The 16,089-nt window shown below is 46.7% G+C and carries 13 protein-coding genes; 10 read left to right on the top strand and 3 right to left on the bottom strand.

Annotated elements, in window-relative coordinates:
• Window positions 1-13 precede the first annotated feature (13 nt).
• A complete protein-coding gene (locus tag AC3AQ9_RS10065; RefSeq protein WP_488307336.1) occupies window positions 14-496 on the top strand; it encodes an acyl-CoA thioesterase in 483 nt (160 codons plus the stop codon).
• Window positions 497-722: 226 nt separating this feature from the next.
• Window positions 723-938, top strand: a complete 216-nt coding sequence (locus tag AC3AQ9_RS10060; RefSeq protein ID WP_488307335.1) for a hypothetical protein — start codon at window positions 723-725, stop codon at window positions 936-938.
• A 643-nt stretch (window positions 939-1,581) separates the two neighbouring features.
• On the opposite strand, the gene AC3AQ9_RS10055 is transcribed toward AC3AQ9_RS10060, so the two are convergent.
• The 3 genes from AC3AQ9_RS10055 to AC3AQ9_RS10045 are packed head-to-tail and all read right to left on the bottom strand — an operon-like array spanning window position 1,582 to window position 4,089.
• On the bottom strand, window positions 1,582-2,601 hold the full coding sequence (locus AC3AQ9_RS10055) for a YecA family protein (RefSeq protein WP_488307334.1): 1,020 nt from the start codon (window positions 2,599-2,601) through the stop codon (window positions 1,582-1,584).
• A 49-nt stretch (window positions 2,602-2,650) separates the two neighbouring features.
• Window positions 2,651-3,175: a GNAT family N-acetyltransferase gene (locus AC3AQ9_RS10050; RefSeq protein ID WP_488307333.1), complete on the bottom strand. Its 525-nt coding sequence runs from the start codon at window positions 3,173-3,175 to the stop codon at window positions 2,651-2,653.
• Window positions 3,176-3,186: 11 nt separating this feature from the next.
• Window positions 3,187-4,089, bottom strand: coding sequence for an acetamidase/formamidase family protein (locus AC3AQ9_RS10045; RefSeq protein WP_488307332.1), 903 nt, complete (start codon window positions 4,087-4,089; stop codon window positions 3,187-3,189).
• A 132-nt stretch (window positions 4,090-4,221) separates the two neighbouring features.
• On the opposite strand from AC3AQ9_RS10045, the gene lepB reads away from it, so the two are divergent.
• From lepB to AC3AQ9_RS10005, 8 genes are all read left to right on the top strand, one after another.
• Window positions 4,222-4,755, top strand: coding sequence for a signal peptidase I (lepB, locus tag AC3AQ9_RS10040; protein ID WP_488307331.1), 534 nt, complete (start codon window positions 4,222-4,224; stop codon window positions 4,753-4,755).
• Between the two features lie 25 nt (window positions 4,756-4,780).
• Window positions 4,781-6,208, top strand: coding sequence for a response regulator transcription factor (locus tag AC3AQ9_RS10035; RefSeq protein WP_488307330.1), 1,428 nt, complete (start codon window positions 4,781-4,783; stop codon window positions 6,206-6,208).
• 173 nt (window positions 6,209-6,381) lie between these two features.
• The gene (hutU, locus tag AC3AQ9_RS10030; protein ID WP_488307329.1) at window positions 6,382-8,064 is read left to right on the top strand and encodes a urocanate hydratase; all 1,683 of its coding nucleotides are present in this window, start codon (window positions 6,382-6,384) and stop codon (window positions 8,062-8,064) included.
• On the top strand, window positions 8,057-9,304 hold the full coding sequence (hutI, locus tag AC3AQ9_RS10025; protein ID WP_488307328.1) for an imidazolonepropionase: 1,248 nt from the start codon (window positions 8,057-8,059) through the stop codon (window positions 9,302-9,304). The genes hutU and hutI overlap by 8 nt, the downstream gene beginning before the upstream one ends.
• Window positions 9,301-10,233: an agmatinase family protein gene (locus tag AC3AQ9_RS10020; protein ID WP_488307327.1), complete on the top strand. Its 933-nt coding sequence runs from the start codon at window positions 9,301-9,303 to the stop codon at window positions 10,231-10,233. Before hutI ends, AC3AQ9_RS10020 begins: the two co-directional genes overlap by 4 nt.
• Window positions 10,234-10,257: 24 nt before the next feature.
• Complete coding sequence (locus tag AC3AQ9_RS10015; RefSeq protein ID WP_488307326.1) at window positions 10,258-11,589, top strand: YjiH family protein; 1,332 nt, start codon at window positions 10,258-10,260, stop codon at window positions 11,587-11,589.
• Window positions 11,590-11,728: 139 nt separating this feature from the next.
• A complete protein-coding gene (hutH, locus tag AC3AQ9_RS10010) occupies window positions 11,729-13,243 on the top strand; it encodes a histidine ammonia-lyase (RefSeq protein ID WP_488307325.1) in 1,515 nt (504 codons plus the stop codon).
• 315 nt (window positions 13,244-13,558) lie between these two features.
• A complete protein-coding gene (locus AC3AQ9_RS10005; protein WP_488307324.1) occupies window positions 13,559-15,922 on the top strand; it encodes a purple acid phosphatase family protein in 2,364 nt (787 codons plus the stop codon).
• Window positions 15,923-16,089 lie beyond the last annotated feature (167 nt).

Raw genomic sequence — 16,089 nt, 5'->3', positions numbered from 1 at the left:
AGGAGTGTTGAATATGGAAGCAAGGCCAATGAAAGAATCCAGAACAATCCAGACGAAATTGGTGCTGCCACCGGACACGAATCACATGAATTCGATTTTTGGCGGAAAAGTGCTGGCGTATATAGATGAAATTGCAGGCATCGCGGCCATGAAGCACTCACGCCGCCATGTCGTGGTCACCGCTTCGATCGATTCCGTGGATTTCTTGTCCTCAGCCCATGTCGGGGAGGTGCTGGAGTTGGAAGCGAATGTGACTTCTACCGGACGTACATCGATGGAAGTATATGTTCGCGTAAAATCTCAAAACCTGCAGACCGGCGAAGAAAAACTGACCACTGAATCATTTTTGACGATGGTAGCCATGGGGGATGACGGAAAACCGGTACCGGTTCCTGGAGTGATTCCGGAATCAGAAGGCGAGAAACTGTTTTTCAATTCAGCGCCAGCCCGGCGGGACCATCGGAAAATGAGAGTAAAAACGCCCCGCACTACTTAAAAACGAGCAAGGCATTTATTTTTTTAAATGTATAGCCATAATGTGGACCTGTGGATAAGATATTGTCAGAAAAGTTATCCACATGTGAATAAGCGCTTTTTCCGCTATTAGTCCACAGAAAAAAAGGATAACTTTTTGATTTTGTGCATAAACTGCTATTAGATTCCGATTTTTCAATAAATGCCTGTTGATTAAATTTTAGGTATTTGTCTGAGAAGGAGTTGAGATGATGGAAGTTTTTCTGAATTTAATAAAAGGGATCGCCCTGTTTTTCTTTGCAGCAGGACTTGTCTTATCAATTTTGGTTTTGCTGAATTATGGACTGGATTTTACAGGAAGCGAGTGGCTGGCCACCCGTTTTTTGCGGCTGTATCTATTTCTAACTGTAACGGGGATTCTGGTTTATATTTTGATCCGGTTTCGGAGAAGAAAAGGGCAGTAAAGAGCAGCTTGATTCAAAGGCATCGTTCGTGGCTAATCATTAAACACGAAACGGAAAAAGGAGCAGCCGCGGCTGCTCCTTTTCCAGCTTGTTGAGGAAGTTAAAGTTTCTATTAGTGATTCTTTCTTAACCGATATTCCGCCAACCAGCTGCGCTTGCCGCGGGCGAGCGCCAAGCCGCTTCGTCGCTGCGCTCCTGTCTCTGCATCGCTTCGCTAGCTTCGAGACATGAAAGGGCGTTGCAGGGTCTCGGCTTTCTCGCTATCCCGCAGGCAAGACATTAGCCGACGCCTGCGAGGCTAAGTCTTTGCGACGAAGCAGCGAAGCGATGCAGGAGCAGTACGGTTTTCTCCGCTGGTTGGCTCCATATCTAGAGAGCAGGAACAAACAAGAGAGGATTTTCTTAAACCGTCACTCTTTTAGAGAGCCTCTAAAGGTGACAAAAGCGAGCTGAATGCAGCGGAAGGCGGCGACTTCTGCGGGAACAGGGCGAGTCCTGAGACCCCGCAGGGAGCATAGCGACTGAGGAGGCTCAGGCCGCACCCCGCGAAAAGCGTCCGCCCTGGAGCGAAATGAGAACAGGCTATCGAGAGTTTCTCGATAGCCTGAAAAAGGAGCAGCCGCGGCTGCTCCTTTTCAATGGTTTAATTTTTAGCTAGAAGTTCTTCAAAATAAGAACCGAATTCTTTGGAACGTTTTAAGATGGTGCTCGATGAAACATTGAACTTTTCGCTCAAGTCTTTTGGAGCAAGCATTGGCCCTTTGATCAATTCATGGTCTTGCAAGAAGCGCCAATAACCTGCAACAAGTGCTTCCGGTTTTTGGACAGTAGGCTGCTGGCTCACCAAGTAGCTGTTCATGATGCTGGTCACGTTGTCTACGGTTTCCTCATCAAAATCAGCTTGTTCGATGTGTTTGCCAAGTTCTGCCATAACCGAATTGTGTTCAGGGGAAAGCTCAATGCTTTCTTCTACGATGCCGGTTGAGTACTTCACGATTTGCTCAACCACTGCCAAGTAATTGTCATGGATATATTGGTTGCCATCTGTCGTGTTTTCAGCTTGCATCTTGGCTTTTAACTGCTCAAAGAACGGATTGAAATCGCCAACTACCGTCAAGTAGCCATTCAGGAATAATGCGCCTTTTTCTCCGATGCGGGAATCAGGGAGCAAAATTGCCAATAAACCTTGGCCATCCTGCATATCAGTCGGCGGCTGGTCAGTCATTTCATAAACGTCGCCAGTGAAAGCATCTTTGAACTGAGCGGATGCCTCATTGCCTTTGATGAATTGTCCGAGGAAAACCCGGACATTTTTCCAATTTTCAAGAACTTCTTTAGTGGATGGGCGTTGAGCAAGCTCAATATGCTTCACTAAGAAATTCTGCCATAATTCGGGTTTCTTCATAAACAAAAAGTTCTCAATGACAAATGCTTGCGCATCATTTTCTGCCATCGATTCCATTAACCGGGGCTGCCATTCCTGCTGGAGCAGACGGAAATCCGGCAGTTGTTCCTGGTTCGGGTTTTCTGAAAAGAATTGCTGGCGAACTTTAAAAAGTTCGTCATTCACTAAATCATTAATGGAAACGGATTGTTGTTTTCCGTGACATTTTTTGTATTTCTTGCCGCTGCCGCATGGGCACGGATCATTTCTTCCTACCATTCTTATCACCTACATTTTTTCTTGAGTGTAACACAGAATGGCGTTTCGCTCAAAAGTCGGACGATTCTGACGTCAATTTGCCGTATAAATACATGTCATGGCGCTTTCCATCACGCTGCAAAAACTCCCGGTAAACCCCTTCTTTTTGAAAACCTAATCTTTCATACATAGCAATGGCCGGCTGATTGTAATCAAAAACGGTAAGCTGCAGACGGTGCAGGTTCAGTTCATTCCACGCATAATTCATCAGAATAGCCATGGTTTCTGTACCATAGCCATGGCCTTGGAAATCAGGTCCAAGTGCAATGGACACCCAACCCACTCTATGTGCCCACTCAATGTCTTCAATGGCACAGACTCCCATAAAGGTATCAAGGCCGACTGGACGAATGGCAAAGCGAAAATCCCGGTCCGAGCTTTCCTGAAACCAATCGTTTGCCTGTTTCTCGGAAATTTCTCGGATCGGGCTGGAATTGTAATTTCGTCCAAATCCCGCTTCGCCATTCCATTTTCGGTAATCGGGTAAATCTTCGATTCGCATTGCTGTTAAACGAACTTTTTCTCCTTTAAACATGGCGGTCTCCTTTAACTGAATAATTGGATGTCCAGTGCATCCAGCACATGTTGAGGCACGAAAAAGCGGACAGTGACTAGCGGGTCCACTACTTGGCTGATTTGAGTTTCGCCAGCTGCGCTCATCAGCATGGTGATTTCACTGACGCTCATGTCGGTATAAGGAAGCAGCAAATCAATGGTTTCTTCCACAGCGGTTTTGACCGCTTCATCCAGAGTCATGGCTGAAACAAGCAAGGAGAACCCTTCGCTGTTTTGAAGAAGCGGAAATTTGGAATGTGTTCCTTTAATGACGTCAAACGTCACAGTGGCGCGCCCCGGGACTTCAATTCCGGAAACGCTGACTTCGCCGTCTCCCATTGCCGCGTGAAAATCACCCAAGGCAAAAAGAGCGCCTTCTGTGAAGACCGGGAAGTATAATGTCGCGCCTTTGGTAATGAGTTTGGTATCCATATTGCCGCCATGTGCTCCAGGAGTGCCGCATGATACGGGCTTTCCTTCAGGAGCTACTCCGATTACACCAATCATAGGGTTCAATGGCAGATGCAGGCGCTCGTTGAAAATCGCTTTGCCATCTTTGATCGGAATAATTTTCGCTTCCATCTGCTCAAGGCGGTGTCCCATGACTCCGAGTTCCGGACCGGTTACCATAACGCCCTGGTCGCCGATTTCCAACTCGTCAATCGTCACTTTCAGGAGGTCTCCGTATTCCGCTCCTTCAATAAAGATCGGACCGGTTGCAGGGTTAATTTCATTCCAATCGATTGCAGCGATTTCCTGATCGGCTGAGTGAATCTGATTTTTAAAGCAATCGTAGGTTTCAATCGTTACAGTATCACCCGGCCGGGCATGCATCACAGGCGGATGTAAGGTTGAGAAACTGTAGATTACATCTTTAGCAGGCAAAGTTTTCATCGGTTCCAGCTCCTTTTTTGAATATTTACATAATTGTAGCAAGACAATTGGCGAATAGCAAAAGCCAGAGTGCAAGCGGGCGGGCGCTGTAGTAAGATTAAGTGGAGAAAAAATAGCAAGAGGGGGATGCCTGTGGATGAAGAAGCTTTGAAAGGCCTTATTAATTGGATGAAAATTATTATTCTTACTGCCGCAATTGTTCTGGTGTCCCGCCAATTCCTGTTTGAACCGGTTTCGGTCCATGGACAATCCATGATGCCGACTTTTGAAGAAGACGATAAAGTGGTCTTGACTAAAATCAGCCGGATTGACAATTTTGATATGATTGTTTTTGTGGCGCCGGATAAGAAAAATTACATCAAACGAGTGATTGGGATTCCGGGTGACCGGGTGGAGATGAAAAATGATCAACTGTATTTGAACGGGAAGCCGGTTGATGAACCTTATCTTGAAGAGAACCGGCAATGGGCAAAAGAGAATGGCTATCCGGAACTGACTGCTGATTTTGGGGAGTTTACAGTGCCGGGGGAATGTTATTTTGTCTTAGGGGACAATCGGTTGAACAGTGTTGATTCCCGGATGATCGGGTTTATTTTAGAAGAAGCTGTCATTGGGGAAGTGAAGTTCCGCTTGTCTCCAGTTGAGAACATCGGAATCGTCAAATAATGGACTAAGTGAAAGGCGTGGAATTATGAAAATTGTCGTCTTGTCTCAGAATGCCATAGAAGCGCAGGGCTTGAAATGGATCATCGAATCGCATATGAATGGAGTTGAGGTCACATTTCATGAAGAAAAAGCAGAAGCGGACTGTTTGATTTGTGACATGGACTTGTGGACGCCGGAACTTGAAAAACAATTGCTTCAAGCCGGGATGCCTTGGATCGGCTTATCGTCGGACAGAACTTTCTCTACAGCTTACCGTGCCTTGAAAGGGAAAGCCCAAGATCTCTTGTTTCGCCCTTTTGATCCGATGGTATTCGTGAAACAGCTGCAGCAAATCCGCTTTCAATTGCGCAACCAGCAGGCGGCAACAGCTTTGAGAAAAAGCCCAAGGTTATTCTATGAGGATTTTTTCAGCAGGGAAAGCTTGAGGCCTGAAGTGACTTTCGTTGCTTTTGTAACACCCGGACAAGACACATACCCCATTTTGCATCGGTTGTTGAAGGAATATCCGTTTAATGAAAAAGCCGAAGTTTTCACTTTCTCGGATTTTATTTTGCTTGCTTATTTTTCTGAGGATGAACTTGCATGTACCGAAGAATGCCGTAAGTTTTATGCGTCCTGGAAGCGCCAGGTAGAAGAGCCTTTATCCATTTTTGTGAATGCCAATCGCCGCGAGAGCGTGAAAAAGTATTACCAGGAAACAAAAGAAATGACTTCACTGATTTTTTATGAAGGGTATGATATTGCTGGAGTGGAGCAGGAACCATTGCGTTGGCAAGCCCTTGATCCTTTTCTGACGCCAGTAGAGCAGCGCATTTGGGTTGAAATGCTCGAAACACGAGACATTGGCGGCATTCAAAAGTGGATGGACAATGAGTTTTTAACTTATGCCAGGCCGTATCCGGCACCGGAAATGATCCGTATCCGGCTCACCAGTGTATTGGCACAAGCAAGGCGGTTTATGAAATCCATCCAGCTGCAGGATGAGCATTGGGAACAGCGCTACCATTCAGTGTTCGAAGTGATTGTCAAAGGCCCTGTGGTCTATGGCATTGTCCAGACCGCCTCCCATTTTTTTGTTGAACTTGTATTAGCTGCAGGCAAGCGCCAAGGGGACGGCAGAAGTTCCATTTCCGAAAAAGTCCGTGAACTGATGGAAGCGAACTACTGGAATCCTGATTGGAACTTAGCGGCTTGTGCAGAAACGCTTCATATGAACAAAAGTACATTGAGCCGCAAATTTCAGGAAGAGGCAGGGCGTAAATTTGGGAATGCCTTGGCTGAAATCCGTCTGCGTGAAGCGAAGCGGCTGATGAAAGAAACGATATTGCCGCTTGACGAAGTGGCCAAACTTACAGGTTTCTCAACCGCCTCCTACTTTAGTGCGGTTTACAAACGGCATGAAAAACTGACGCCATCCGAGTTTAGAAAAAAAGGCTTTCATATAATGACTTAAAAACCGGCTTCGATTCTGAAGCCGGTTTTTTTGGGAGATAAAGTGAAATAAATTGATAAAGTGCGAGATATATAAACGAAATGAGAAATAAATTGATAGAAATGAATTTTTTTATAAATAAAATTCAGAATAATTTATTTAGAATGAATATATAGACAAAGGAGGAAGGTAAAATGAAAACGCTATCAGAAAATAAAGTGGTTCGATACAGAGGGACTGAACTCCATACAAAAGGATGGCAGCAGGAAGCGGCCTTGCGGATGCTGATGAATAATTTGGATCCCGATGTGGCGGAGCGCCCGGAAGACTTAGTGGTTTATGGCGGCATCGGCAAAGCGGCACGCAACTGGGAAAGCTTTGAGGCCATCGTCAAGTCGTTGAAAGAATTGGAAAACGATGAAACTTTAATGGTGCAATCAGGCAAGCCGGTGGCGGTTTTTAAGACGCATACCGATGCGCCGCGCGTCTTGATTGCTAACTCGAATATCGTGCCGGCATACGCAAATTGGGAAACCTTTCATGAACTCGATAAAAAAGGGCTGATGATGTATGGGCAGATGACAGCGGGAAGCTGGATTTACATCGGTTCACAGGGAATTGTACAAGGAACCTATGAAACGTTCGCAGAACTGGCAAAACAGCATTTCGGCGAGTCGTTGAAAGGAACGATTACATTGACTGCCGGGCTTGGCGGCATGGGTGGGGCGCAGCCGCTTGCTGTAACTATGGCAGGGGGGGTCTGCATTGGCATAGAAGTGGATGAGACGCGTATTGACCGACGGATTGCCACGCGTTATACCGACATCAAAACGGATTCACTCGATGAAGCGATTCGCTTGGCTGAAGAAGCGAAAAAAGAAGGGAAAGCGCTGTCGATCGGCTTGCTGGGCAACGCATCGGATATCTTGCCCGAAATGCTGGAACGTAGATTCACGCCGGATGTCCTGACCGACCAGACGTCTGCTCATGATCCGCTGAACGGATATGTGCCTTCCAACATGACTTTGGCAGATGCCGAAGCATTGCGGAAGTCAGATCCTAAAGAGTATGTGAAGCGCTCCAAGGCTTCTATGGCAAAACATGTTCGGGCAATGCTCGAGATGATGCATAAAGGGGCCATTACATTTGATTATGGAAACAATATCCGCCAAGTGGCAAAAGACGAAGGGGTGGAGAAAGCATTTGATTTTCCAGGATTTGTTCCGGCGTATATCCGCCCTCAATTCTGTGAAGGCAAAGGCCCATTCCGCTGGGTTGCATTATCAGGTGATCCTGAAGATATCCGGAAAACAGATGAAGTTATTTTGCGGGAATTCAGCTATAACACGCATTTATGCAATTGGATCAAAATGGCACAGGAAAAAATTCAATTTCAAGGCCTGCCTTCACGCATTTGCTGGCTTGGCTACGGAGAACGGGCCCGGTTTGGCAAAATCATCAACGATATGGTTGCAAGCGGGGAATTGAGCGCTCCCGTTGTCATCGGGCGGGATCATCTCGATTCAGGTTCGGTCGCTTCGCCAAACCGCGAAACGGAATCAATGAAAGACGGCTCGGATGTTGTCGCTGACTGGCCCATATTAAATGCCCTGGTCAATGCAGTGGGCGGTGCGACTTGGGTGTCGCTTCATCACGGCGGCGGAGTCGGTATGGGGTATTCCATACACTCGGGTATGGTCATTGTTGCTGATGGCACGAAAGAAGCGGAAGCCCGCATTGAGCGGGTTCTCACTACGGACCCGGGCATGGGCGTAGCGCGGCATGTGGATGCTGGATACGAATTGGCGGAAAAAACGGCGCGCGAAAAAGGCGTCAATATACCAATGATGAAAGGGGCGCCTTCAAAAAATGAATAAACCGGTATGGATAAAAAATGCAACACTCGCAACGTTAAAAGGGCAGCCGGGTCCTCGTTCAAAAGAAGCAATGAGTGAACTCGGGTTAATCGAAAATGGCAGTGTATGGCTGGAAAATGGGAGCATTCAGGCGGTAGGGACGACAGAAGAACTAACTCTGACGTATAGTGGCCGTTTAGAAGAAGCGGAAATCATCGATGCAGAGAGCCGGCTGGTAACGCCTGGCCTCGTCGATCCGCATACGCATGTAGCATTCGGCGGAAGCCGGGAAGGCGAATTTGAAAAACGCCTTCAAGGTGTTTCCTATATGGATATCATGAATGCTGGCGGCGGAATTCATGCCACCATGCGCATGACCCGCGAAGCGACGCCAGAGGAATTGTATCAGCAGACCTGGAAACGCCTCGATGCCTTTCTAAAACATGGTGTCACGACTGTAGAAGGAAAAAGCGGCTATGGCATGAACTTGGAAACAGAATTAAAGCAGCTTCAAGTGATGCGGCGCTTAAACCAGGAACATCCGATTGACCTGGTTCCAACTTTTATGGGTGCGCATGCTGTGCCAGCTGAGTTTAAAGGAAAAGAAGATGGCTTTGTCGATTACTTGATTGAAGAAATGCTCCCCGAAGTGGCCGGGCTGGCTGAATTCAATGACGTTTTTTGCGAGAAAAACGTCTTTACGCCGGAGCAGTCAGAACGTATTTTGGAAGCCGGCAAGCAATACGGTTTAACGCCGAAAATTCATGCCGATGAAATTGTTTCGTATGGAGGGGCAGAATTGGCCGCAAAAGTCGGTGCCATTTCAGCAGAACATTTATTGAAGGCATCAGATGAAGGAATTCAAGCGATGGCTGATGCGGAAACCATTGCTTGTCTTTTGCCGGCTACCGCTTTGTACTTAAGGGAAGAAGCAGCACAAGGCCGCAAGATGATTGACGCCGGAGTGGCGGTTGCCGTATCGACCGACTGCAATCCGGGATCGTCTCCAACCGTTTCGATGCCGCTCGTCATGAATTTGGCCTGTATTTCGATGCGCTTGACGCCAGCGGAAGCGCTAGTTGCCGCTACGTACAATGCGGCTTGCGCGATTAACCGCCAGGACCAAGCCGGCTCTTTGGAAGTCGGCAAGCAAGCAGATGTAGTTATGTGGGATGTTAAGACATATCAGGAACTGCAGTATTTGTTTGGAGTCAACCATGTACAAGCAGTTTGGAAAAACGGCAGGCAGGTGGTTGGATGAGTTATTTGAAAAAGCCGGAATGGATCTGGCAAACAGACAGTGAAACGACCCATGTCCATCAGTGGATTAAGCAGGAAGGGGCAGCTGATGTTGTCCTATTTGGCGCTCCTCTTTCACGTTCTTCGATTTCGGCATCTGCGGCTTCGGAGTATCCGGAAGCGTTCAGGAAAATGTGGAAAAAGTTTGCTGCCTACAATATTGACGAACGCGTAGATCTCACGGCAATCAAAGTGCGTGATGCAGGGGATGTCGCCATGCACACGACCGACATATTGGAGTCGCATCGGCGAATTGAAGAAACGGTGAGAGAATTAGCAGGCGAATTGACTTGCATGATTGGAGGCGACCATTCCACAACGGCATGTGCCGTGCGTGGAGTAAAGGCAGCTTTTCCGGATGAAACCGTTGGGATTTTGCAGCTTGATACCCATCTGGATGTCCGCGATCCTGCTGAACTTGGGCCGGCGAATGGCACGCCGATCCGCCAGTTGATCGATGGAAAAACGGTGCGCGGTGAGAATGTGGTGAATATCGGTTTGCATGGTTATTTCAATGCCAAACCACTGGTCGATTATGCTGACCAGCATGGAATCCACATGGTGACGATGCGGGAGGCGAGAAAAAATGGGATTGCCCGTACAATCACGGAAGCTGCTGAATTATTAAAAGGAACTGACCGGATCTATGCCACGATCGACCTTGATGTTTTGGACATCAGTGCCGCGCCGGGTGTTCCAGCTTCCACTCCCGGCGGCATGAAAGCGGAAGAACTTTTTGAAGCTTTGCTTGAAATCGGGAAATTGCCGAAGGTAAAACACATTGATTTTGTTTGTCTGGATCCTGCTAAGGATAATCATGTTGCTGCCACCGTCAAAACAGGGGTGTATGCGTGGCTGCAGTTTATGACAGGGTTTGCCTTGCGATCATAATCTAATTGAATGGGGCTGGGGGAAATGGTGACAAAAGAGGTTAAAGAAACGAACTACACAGAAACCGGCAAAAAAGCGGCCATGTGGAAGTTTTTTGTCTACAGCTTTATTGGGGCGTTCATGTTTTTTGTACCGATAACTATTGGCGGGAAAAGTTCAATCACGCTGGATCATATCGTTACATTTATTCGTGCAAATGCAGGAGGCGTTGTACCTTACTATGCGCTGGCAGTGATTGCGGCTGGAGCCGTTTATCCGTTTGCATCAGGGACTTGGAAAAAAACTGCAGTCGATAAAATCTTTTCGGCTTTTAAAGTTGTCGGCTTGCTGGTCGGAATTATGATTTTGTTCAATATTGGCCCAGCATGGCTTTTTGAGCCGGATATGGGGCCATTTCTGTTCAACTCGCTCGTAATACCGGTCGGCTTGCTTGTGCCAATCGGTGCTGTCTTTTTAGCATTGCTCGTCGGCTATGGTCTGCTTGAGTTCGTCGGTGTTCTGGTGCAGCCGATTATGCGTCCGGTATTCAAGACGCCTGGCCGTTCGGCAGTCGATGCCGCAGCTTCGTTTGTCGGCAGCTATTCGCTTGGCTTATTGATCACCAATCGCGTCTATAAAGAAGGGAAATATTCCGCTAAAGAAGCAGCGATCATCGCTACAGGGTTTTCGACAGTATCAGCGACATTCATGGTAGTGGTCGCTTCAACGCTCGATTTGATGAGTATGTGGAATACGTACTTCTGGATAACACTTGTAGTGACCTTTTTAGTGACAATGGTGACTGTGCGGATATGGCCACTGTCAAAGATAACAGACGAATACCATCCGGATGCAGTTCCACAGCCTGAACAGAAAGTGGAAGGCGGAAGATTCGCTGCGGCTTGGAAAGAGGCGAAAGAAACTGTCGCCGTGTCCCCTAAACTGATGGATAACGTTATCCAAAATTTAAAAGACGGTTTTTTGATGACGATGGCGATTTTGCCGACCATTCTTTCCATCGGTTTGCTGGGTCTTGTGTTAGCTGAATTTACACCGGTGTTTGATTGGCTCGGCTATTTATTCTTCCCGATTACGTGGGCGCTGCAATTGCCTGAACCCATGCTTGTGGCAAAAGCCAGTGCGCTCGGCATTGCCGAAATGTTCTTGCCCGCGCTTCTTGTAGTGGAATCGGTCCTTGTAGTTAAATTTGTTATTGCTGTTGTTTCGGTTTCAGCTATTATTTTCTTCTCTGCGCTCGTTCCTTGCATTGTTGCAACCGATATTCCGGTTTCCATACCAGAGTTGGTAGTCATCTGGATACAGCGCGTCATTCTGACATTGATCTTTGTCACACCAATCGCATATTTAATCCTTTAGTGTGATAACACACTATCACTGCATCTTGTTAAAAATTGGTAATTAAAAATTGATATTAATTTTCGGAAAATTTATACTGACAGTAACTAGAGATGCGGGAGCCTGTGCTATCGCGTCTTTTTTGAAGGGCGGGAAGATGATGATTACTTTGACAGGGAACGATTTAACAATTGAGCAGATGCGCCGCATCTTGTTTGAAGAGACAAAAATTGAACTGGACTTGCATGCGCTGGAGCGGGTCCGCAGAAGCCGCGAAGCTGTAGAGCGCATTGTTGCGGAAAGTAAGACGGTGTATGGCATCAATACAGGGTTCGGGAAATTCAGTGATGTCAATATTGCTGAAAAAGATGTTAATCCGCTTCAGCTTCATTTAATCCGTTCCCATGCTTGTGGAATAGGCGAACCGTTTTCAGAAACGGTTTCGCGTGCGATGACAATCTTGAGGTTAAACGCTTTATTAAAAGGATTTTCCGGAATCCGTCCGGTTATAGCAGAACGTTTAGCGATGATGGTCAATGAACGCATACATCCCGTCATTCCACAGCAAGGATCGCTTGGAGCATCAGGGGATTTGGCTCCGCTTTCGCATTTAGCATTGGTGCTGGTCGGAGAAGGGGAAGTATGGCAAAAAGGAGAGCGTGTTCCAGCGGCAAGGGCATGGCAGAACCTTGGGCTGGAGCCGTTGGAACTGGCAGCGAAGGAAGGGCTCGCGTTGATCAATGGAACGCAGGCAATGACAGCTCAAGGAGCGGTGACATATATTGAGGCTTCTGCATTGGCACTCCAGAGTGAATGGATTGCTGCCCTTACTTTTGAAGCATTGTTTGGCATAGCTGATGCCTTTCATCCGGCTATCCAAGAAGCGAGAGGATATAAAGAGCAAATCGCAGTGGCAGAGCGGATGCGCTGGTGGCTGGAAGGCAGCGAATTAACGACTATCCAAGGACAGGTCCGTGTGCAGGATGCTTATTCACTTCGCTGTATTCCCCAAGTGCACGGGGCAACTTGGCAAGTTTTAGAATATGTGAAAGAAAAGATCGAAATCGAGATGAACGCGGCAACGGATAATCCGCTCATCTTTGAAGATGGTCAAGTTGTGGTATCTGGCGGGAACTTTCACGGCCAGCCAATTGCTTTTGCCATGGACTTCCTGAAAATAGGGATGGCGGAACTTGCTAATATTTCAGAACGCCGCATCGAACGGCTGGTGAATCCAACGTTAAATGCCGGATTGCCGGCATTCTTAAGCCCGGAACCGGGCTTGCAATCAGGAGCTATGATTTTGCAGTATGCGGCAGCGAGTCTGGTATCGGAAAACAAAACATTGGCTCATCCTGCCTCGGTCGACTCTATCCCTTCATCGGCCAATCAGGAGGACCATGTCAGCATGGGAACCATCGGTGCCAGACATGCCAGGGATATTGTGGACAACGTCAGAAGAGTGCTGGCCATTGAGGCATTTTGTGCAGCACATGCGGTAGAATGCCGGGGAGTTGAAAAGCTGTCAATCCGGACTCGGGAACGCTGGCATGCGATTCGCCAAGTGGCCTCGTTTATTGACGAAGACCGTGTTTTTAACCGGGAAATTGAGCGCATTGCTGATTTTTTGCTGGCGGAGGCATATTTCGGAGTGAAAAAGGAAGTAATTTCATAATAGAGCTTTGGAAATTTTTCAGCATACAAGAAAATGAGCGGTAAGTTAAGCAGGCGGCTAGGCTGGAAACCAGTCATGGATAATAGACTTCAGAAGTCCGGAACTATTCCGGACTTTTTATTTTACCTTATTGAATTTTCCTGTCTGCACTATGTAAGAGAACCTCTTTTGTCATGTTTTGCAAAAAAGAATCGTAGTTCGTGGAACCTATTCACAGGTTTCTTTTTACTATTTTTCATGTATAATAAGAAAAATCAGAAATTTTAATGGATTTTATTAGGCTGATATTTAAAGCATCTTATGGGAGTGGTAGTGATGGCTCGTTCAACTGGAAATCCGCGAATATTAAAGAATTTATATATAGCAGCCATTGGGCTTTCTATAGCATTCACGCCTTTTAATTTAAGTACTGGTACAGCAGCAAATGGAACTGCCGAAGCGAAAGCGGCCAGCGCTTTAAACAGTCAAGGCTTATTGGGGAACGGGGCTATGGACGGCCTCGCTGGAAAACTGGCGGATGAACAGAGGCGCTCTTATCAGGAGAAATTATATAGCTCATTGAAAATCTGGGATGAAGAATTTCTGGATCGTTACAATAATCCGGATATTTATCCTGCTATAGCCATAGCATTTGCCCCGGGATCAGATGAAACCAGCTTTAATTTTTCCTGGTATTCCCCAAAAACTAATGCCCCCGGCGTGATTGAGTATGCCAAGGTTGAAGGTGATGGACCGGCTGTCTTTCCGGAAAATTCGAAAGTTGAACCAGCAGCGCTTGCCAAGGCGTCTTTCGGGTTTTCAGCTCATGAAGCAATCATCGATGGTATTGAACCGGCTTCTGAATATGTCTACAGGCTAGGGGATGGCAAAGGGAATTGGAGTGAAACATACAGCTTCAATACCCGAAATCCTGATTCCTATAATTTCCTGCTGATGGGTGACCCGCAAATTGGTGCTTCAGGAAATCCGGCGGAAGACAGAAAAGGTTGGGAGAATACACTGGATAAGGCACTTGAAAAATTCCCGGATACTGGTTTTATCCAATCGGCAGGGGATCAAGTGGATTACAGAAGTTCGGAAAAAGAATTTGTCGCTTATTTTGCTCCAGAAGCTTTGCGGCAATACCCGACCGCCACAACCATTGGGAATCATGACTACAATAAATATTACGAATTCCATTTCAATGTGCCGAATCAAAACCCTGAATTGGGAAATTACGATAATTCCGGCGGAGATTATTATTTTACTTACGGCGATACTTTGATCATGAATTTAAATTCGAACAACGAAAAGGCTGAAGAACATATTCAGTTTATGGAAGAAACAATCAAAGCGACTGCTGACCGGGACTTTAAGTGGAAATTTGTTGTATTCCATCATTCCATTTACAGTGCAGCAGCCCACTCCGATTCAGACAACATCATCAAATTGCGGGAAAGCCTCGTGCCGGCAATAGATGACCTGGATATTGATGCGGTTTTAATGGGGCATGACCACAGCTATGTCCGCACTTATCAAATGAAGGGGCTGCAGCCGCTGAAGAACCAAATGGTTCAAGACGGCAGTGTGGTGAATCCTGAAGGAACGGTTTATTTCACAGCCAATTCGTCCAGCGGAAGTAAATATTATGAAATCGAACCGGATCCTGAACCGTATGCAGCGGTAAGGGCCCAGCTGAAAATGACGACATTTACAAATGTGGCAGTCACTCCGACAAGCCTGGAGTTTACTACTTACCGCACTGATACGATGGAGGCAGTGGATTCCTATAAAATCATAAAGGACCCTTCCATTCCTGTCGTGATTCCAGCGCTGGAGAAAGTAGAACTGGAAGCTACCGGCAAGGTATTGTCCATTAAACCGACCTCCCTTTATCCGGAAGTGGCGTTAACGGTCAAGGGGACAAATGTGGCAGGATCACAGTATGACATCCTGCCGGAACAAGTCGAATATAAAGCCGACAGGGAAGGGCAAGTCACCTTTGCAGCTGATGGCAAAGTTTCTCTGGCTGAAAATGCGGAACCGGGAGAAGTCAAGGTCTGGGCGGAAGTGGCAATAGAAGGAGAAACGTTCAAGACAGACGAAATCACTCTTTCCATTGTGGATTATGAAGAACAAAAGTTTGTCGAAAAAAACAGTGAATGGTATTATCTCGATGATGGCTCCGACCAAGGAACGGAATGGAGAGAGCTGGAATTCGATGACAGCAGCTGGGACACGGGCAATGCTCCATTAGGCTATCCGGAAGATGAAGAGCATGAAGGATTTGGGAAAATTGAAACGGCCATAGGGTATGGACCTGAAGAATCAGACAAATTTGCCACCTCTTATTTCCGCACCGAGTTTGAAGTGGAGGATTTAGATTCGATTGGGGACCTCGGCTTTATTGATTTTACTGTGGATGACAGCGTAATCCTTTATCTGAACGGCCAGGAAATCGGGCGCTTCAATCTGCCGGAAGGCGAGATTTCCTATGAAGATTATCTATACGATTTAATTGAAAAAAATCCTGCAAAGGAAGGGGAAGTAGAAAGAATCCAGTTGAATGAAAGCCAATTGGCTCACCTGGTGGAGGGCCGGAATGTCTTGGCGGCAGAAGTGCATCAAGACGATGCGCAAAGCTCTGATTTGTATTGGGACATGGAATTGGCAACTGCTATAAAACCCGGAAACGAGTAAAGAGAAACTCAGTCAGTGAGGATTTTTATCCCCGCTGGCCGTTAAAGCTGTATAACAGAAGCTAGCTGAAACGCCCAACAAATTGATGTGGTTTGCTGGGCGTTTTTTATAAGGAAAATATTCAAATGAGTGACAATAATAAAGAATAGAGTTAAAACGATTATAAA

The sequence above is a fragment of the Planococcus sp. VCh962 genome, from assembly GCF_057748275.1.
This window is presented reverse-complemented; position numbering and strand designations above follow the sequence as displayed.

Bases quoted from the DNA above. Each gene is read 5' to 3' on its own strand.
- AC3AQ9_RS10065 (WP_488307336.1), top strand. From the start codon at position 14: ATGGAAGCAAGGCCAATGAAAGAATCCAGAACAATCCAGACGAAATTG.
- AC3AQ9_RS10060 (WP_488307335.1), top strand. From the start codon at position 723: ATGATGGAAGTTTTTCTGAATTTAATAAAAGGGATCGCCCTGTTTTTC.
- AC3AQ9_RS10055 (WP_488307334.1), bottom strand. From the start codon at position 2,601: ATGGTAGGAAGAAATGATCCGTGCCCATGCGGCAGCGGCAAGAAATAC.
- AC3AQ9_RS10050 (WP_488307333.1), bottom strand. From the start codon at position 3,175: ATGTTTAAAGGAGAAAAAGTTCGTTTAACAGCAATGCGAATCGAAGAT.
- AC3AQ9_RS10045 (WP_488307332.1), bottom strand. From the start codon at position 4,089: ATGAAAACTTTGCCTGCTAAAGATGTAATCTACAGTTTCTCAACCTTA.
- AC3AQ9_RS10035 (WP_488307330.1), top strand. From the start codon at position 4,781: ATGAAAATTGTCGTCTTGTCTCAGAATGCCATAGAAGCGCAGGGCTTG.
- hutU (WP_488307329.1), top strand. From the start codon at position 6,382: ATGAAAACGCTATCAGAAAATAAAGTGGTTCGATACAGAGGGACTGAA.
- hutI (WP_488307328.1), top strand. From the start codon at position 8,057: ATGAATAAACCGGTATGGATAAAAAATGCAACACTCGCAACGTTAAAA.
- AC3AQ9_RS10020 (WP_488307327.1), top strand. From the start codon at position 9,301: ATGAGTTATTTGAAAAAGCCGGAATGGATCTGGCAAACAGACAGTGAA.
- AC3AQ9_RS10015 (WP_488307326.1), top strand. From the start codon at position 10,258: ATGGTGACAAAAGAGGTTAAAGAAACGAACTACACAGAAACCGGCAAA.
- hutH (WP_488307325.1), top strand. From the start codon at position 11,729: ATGATTACTTTGACAGGGAACGATTTAACAATTGAGCAGATGCGCCGC.
- AC3AQ9_RS10005 (WP_488307324.1), top strand. From the start codon at position 13,559: ATGGCTCGTTCAACTGGAAATCCGCGAATATTAAAGAATTTATATATA.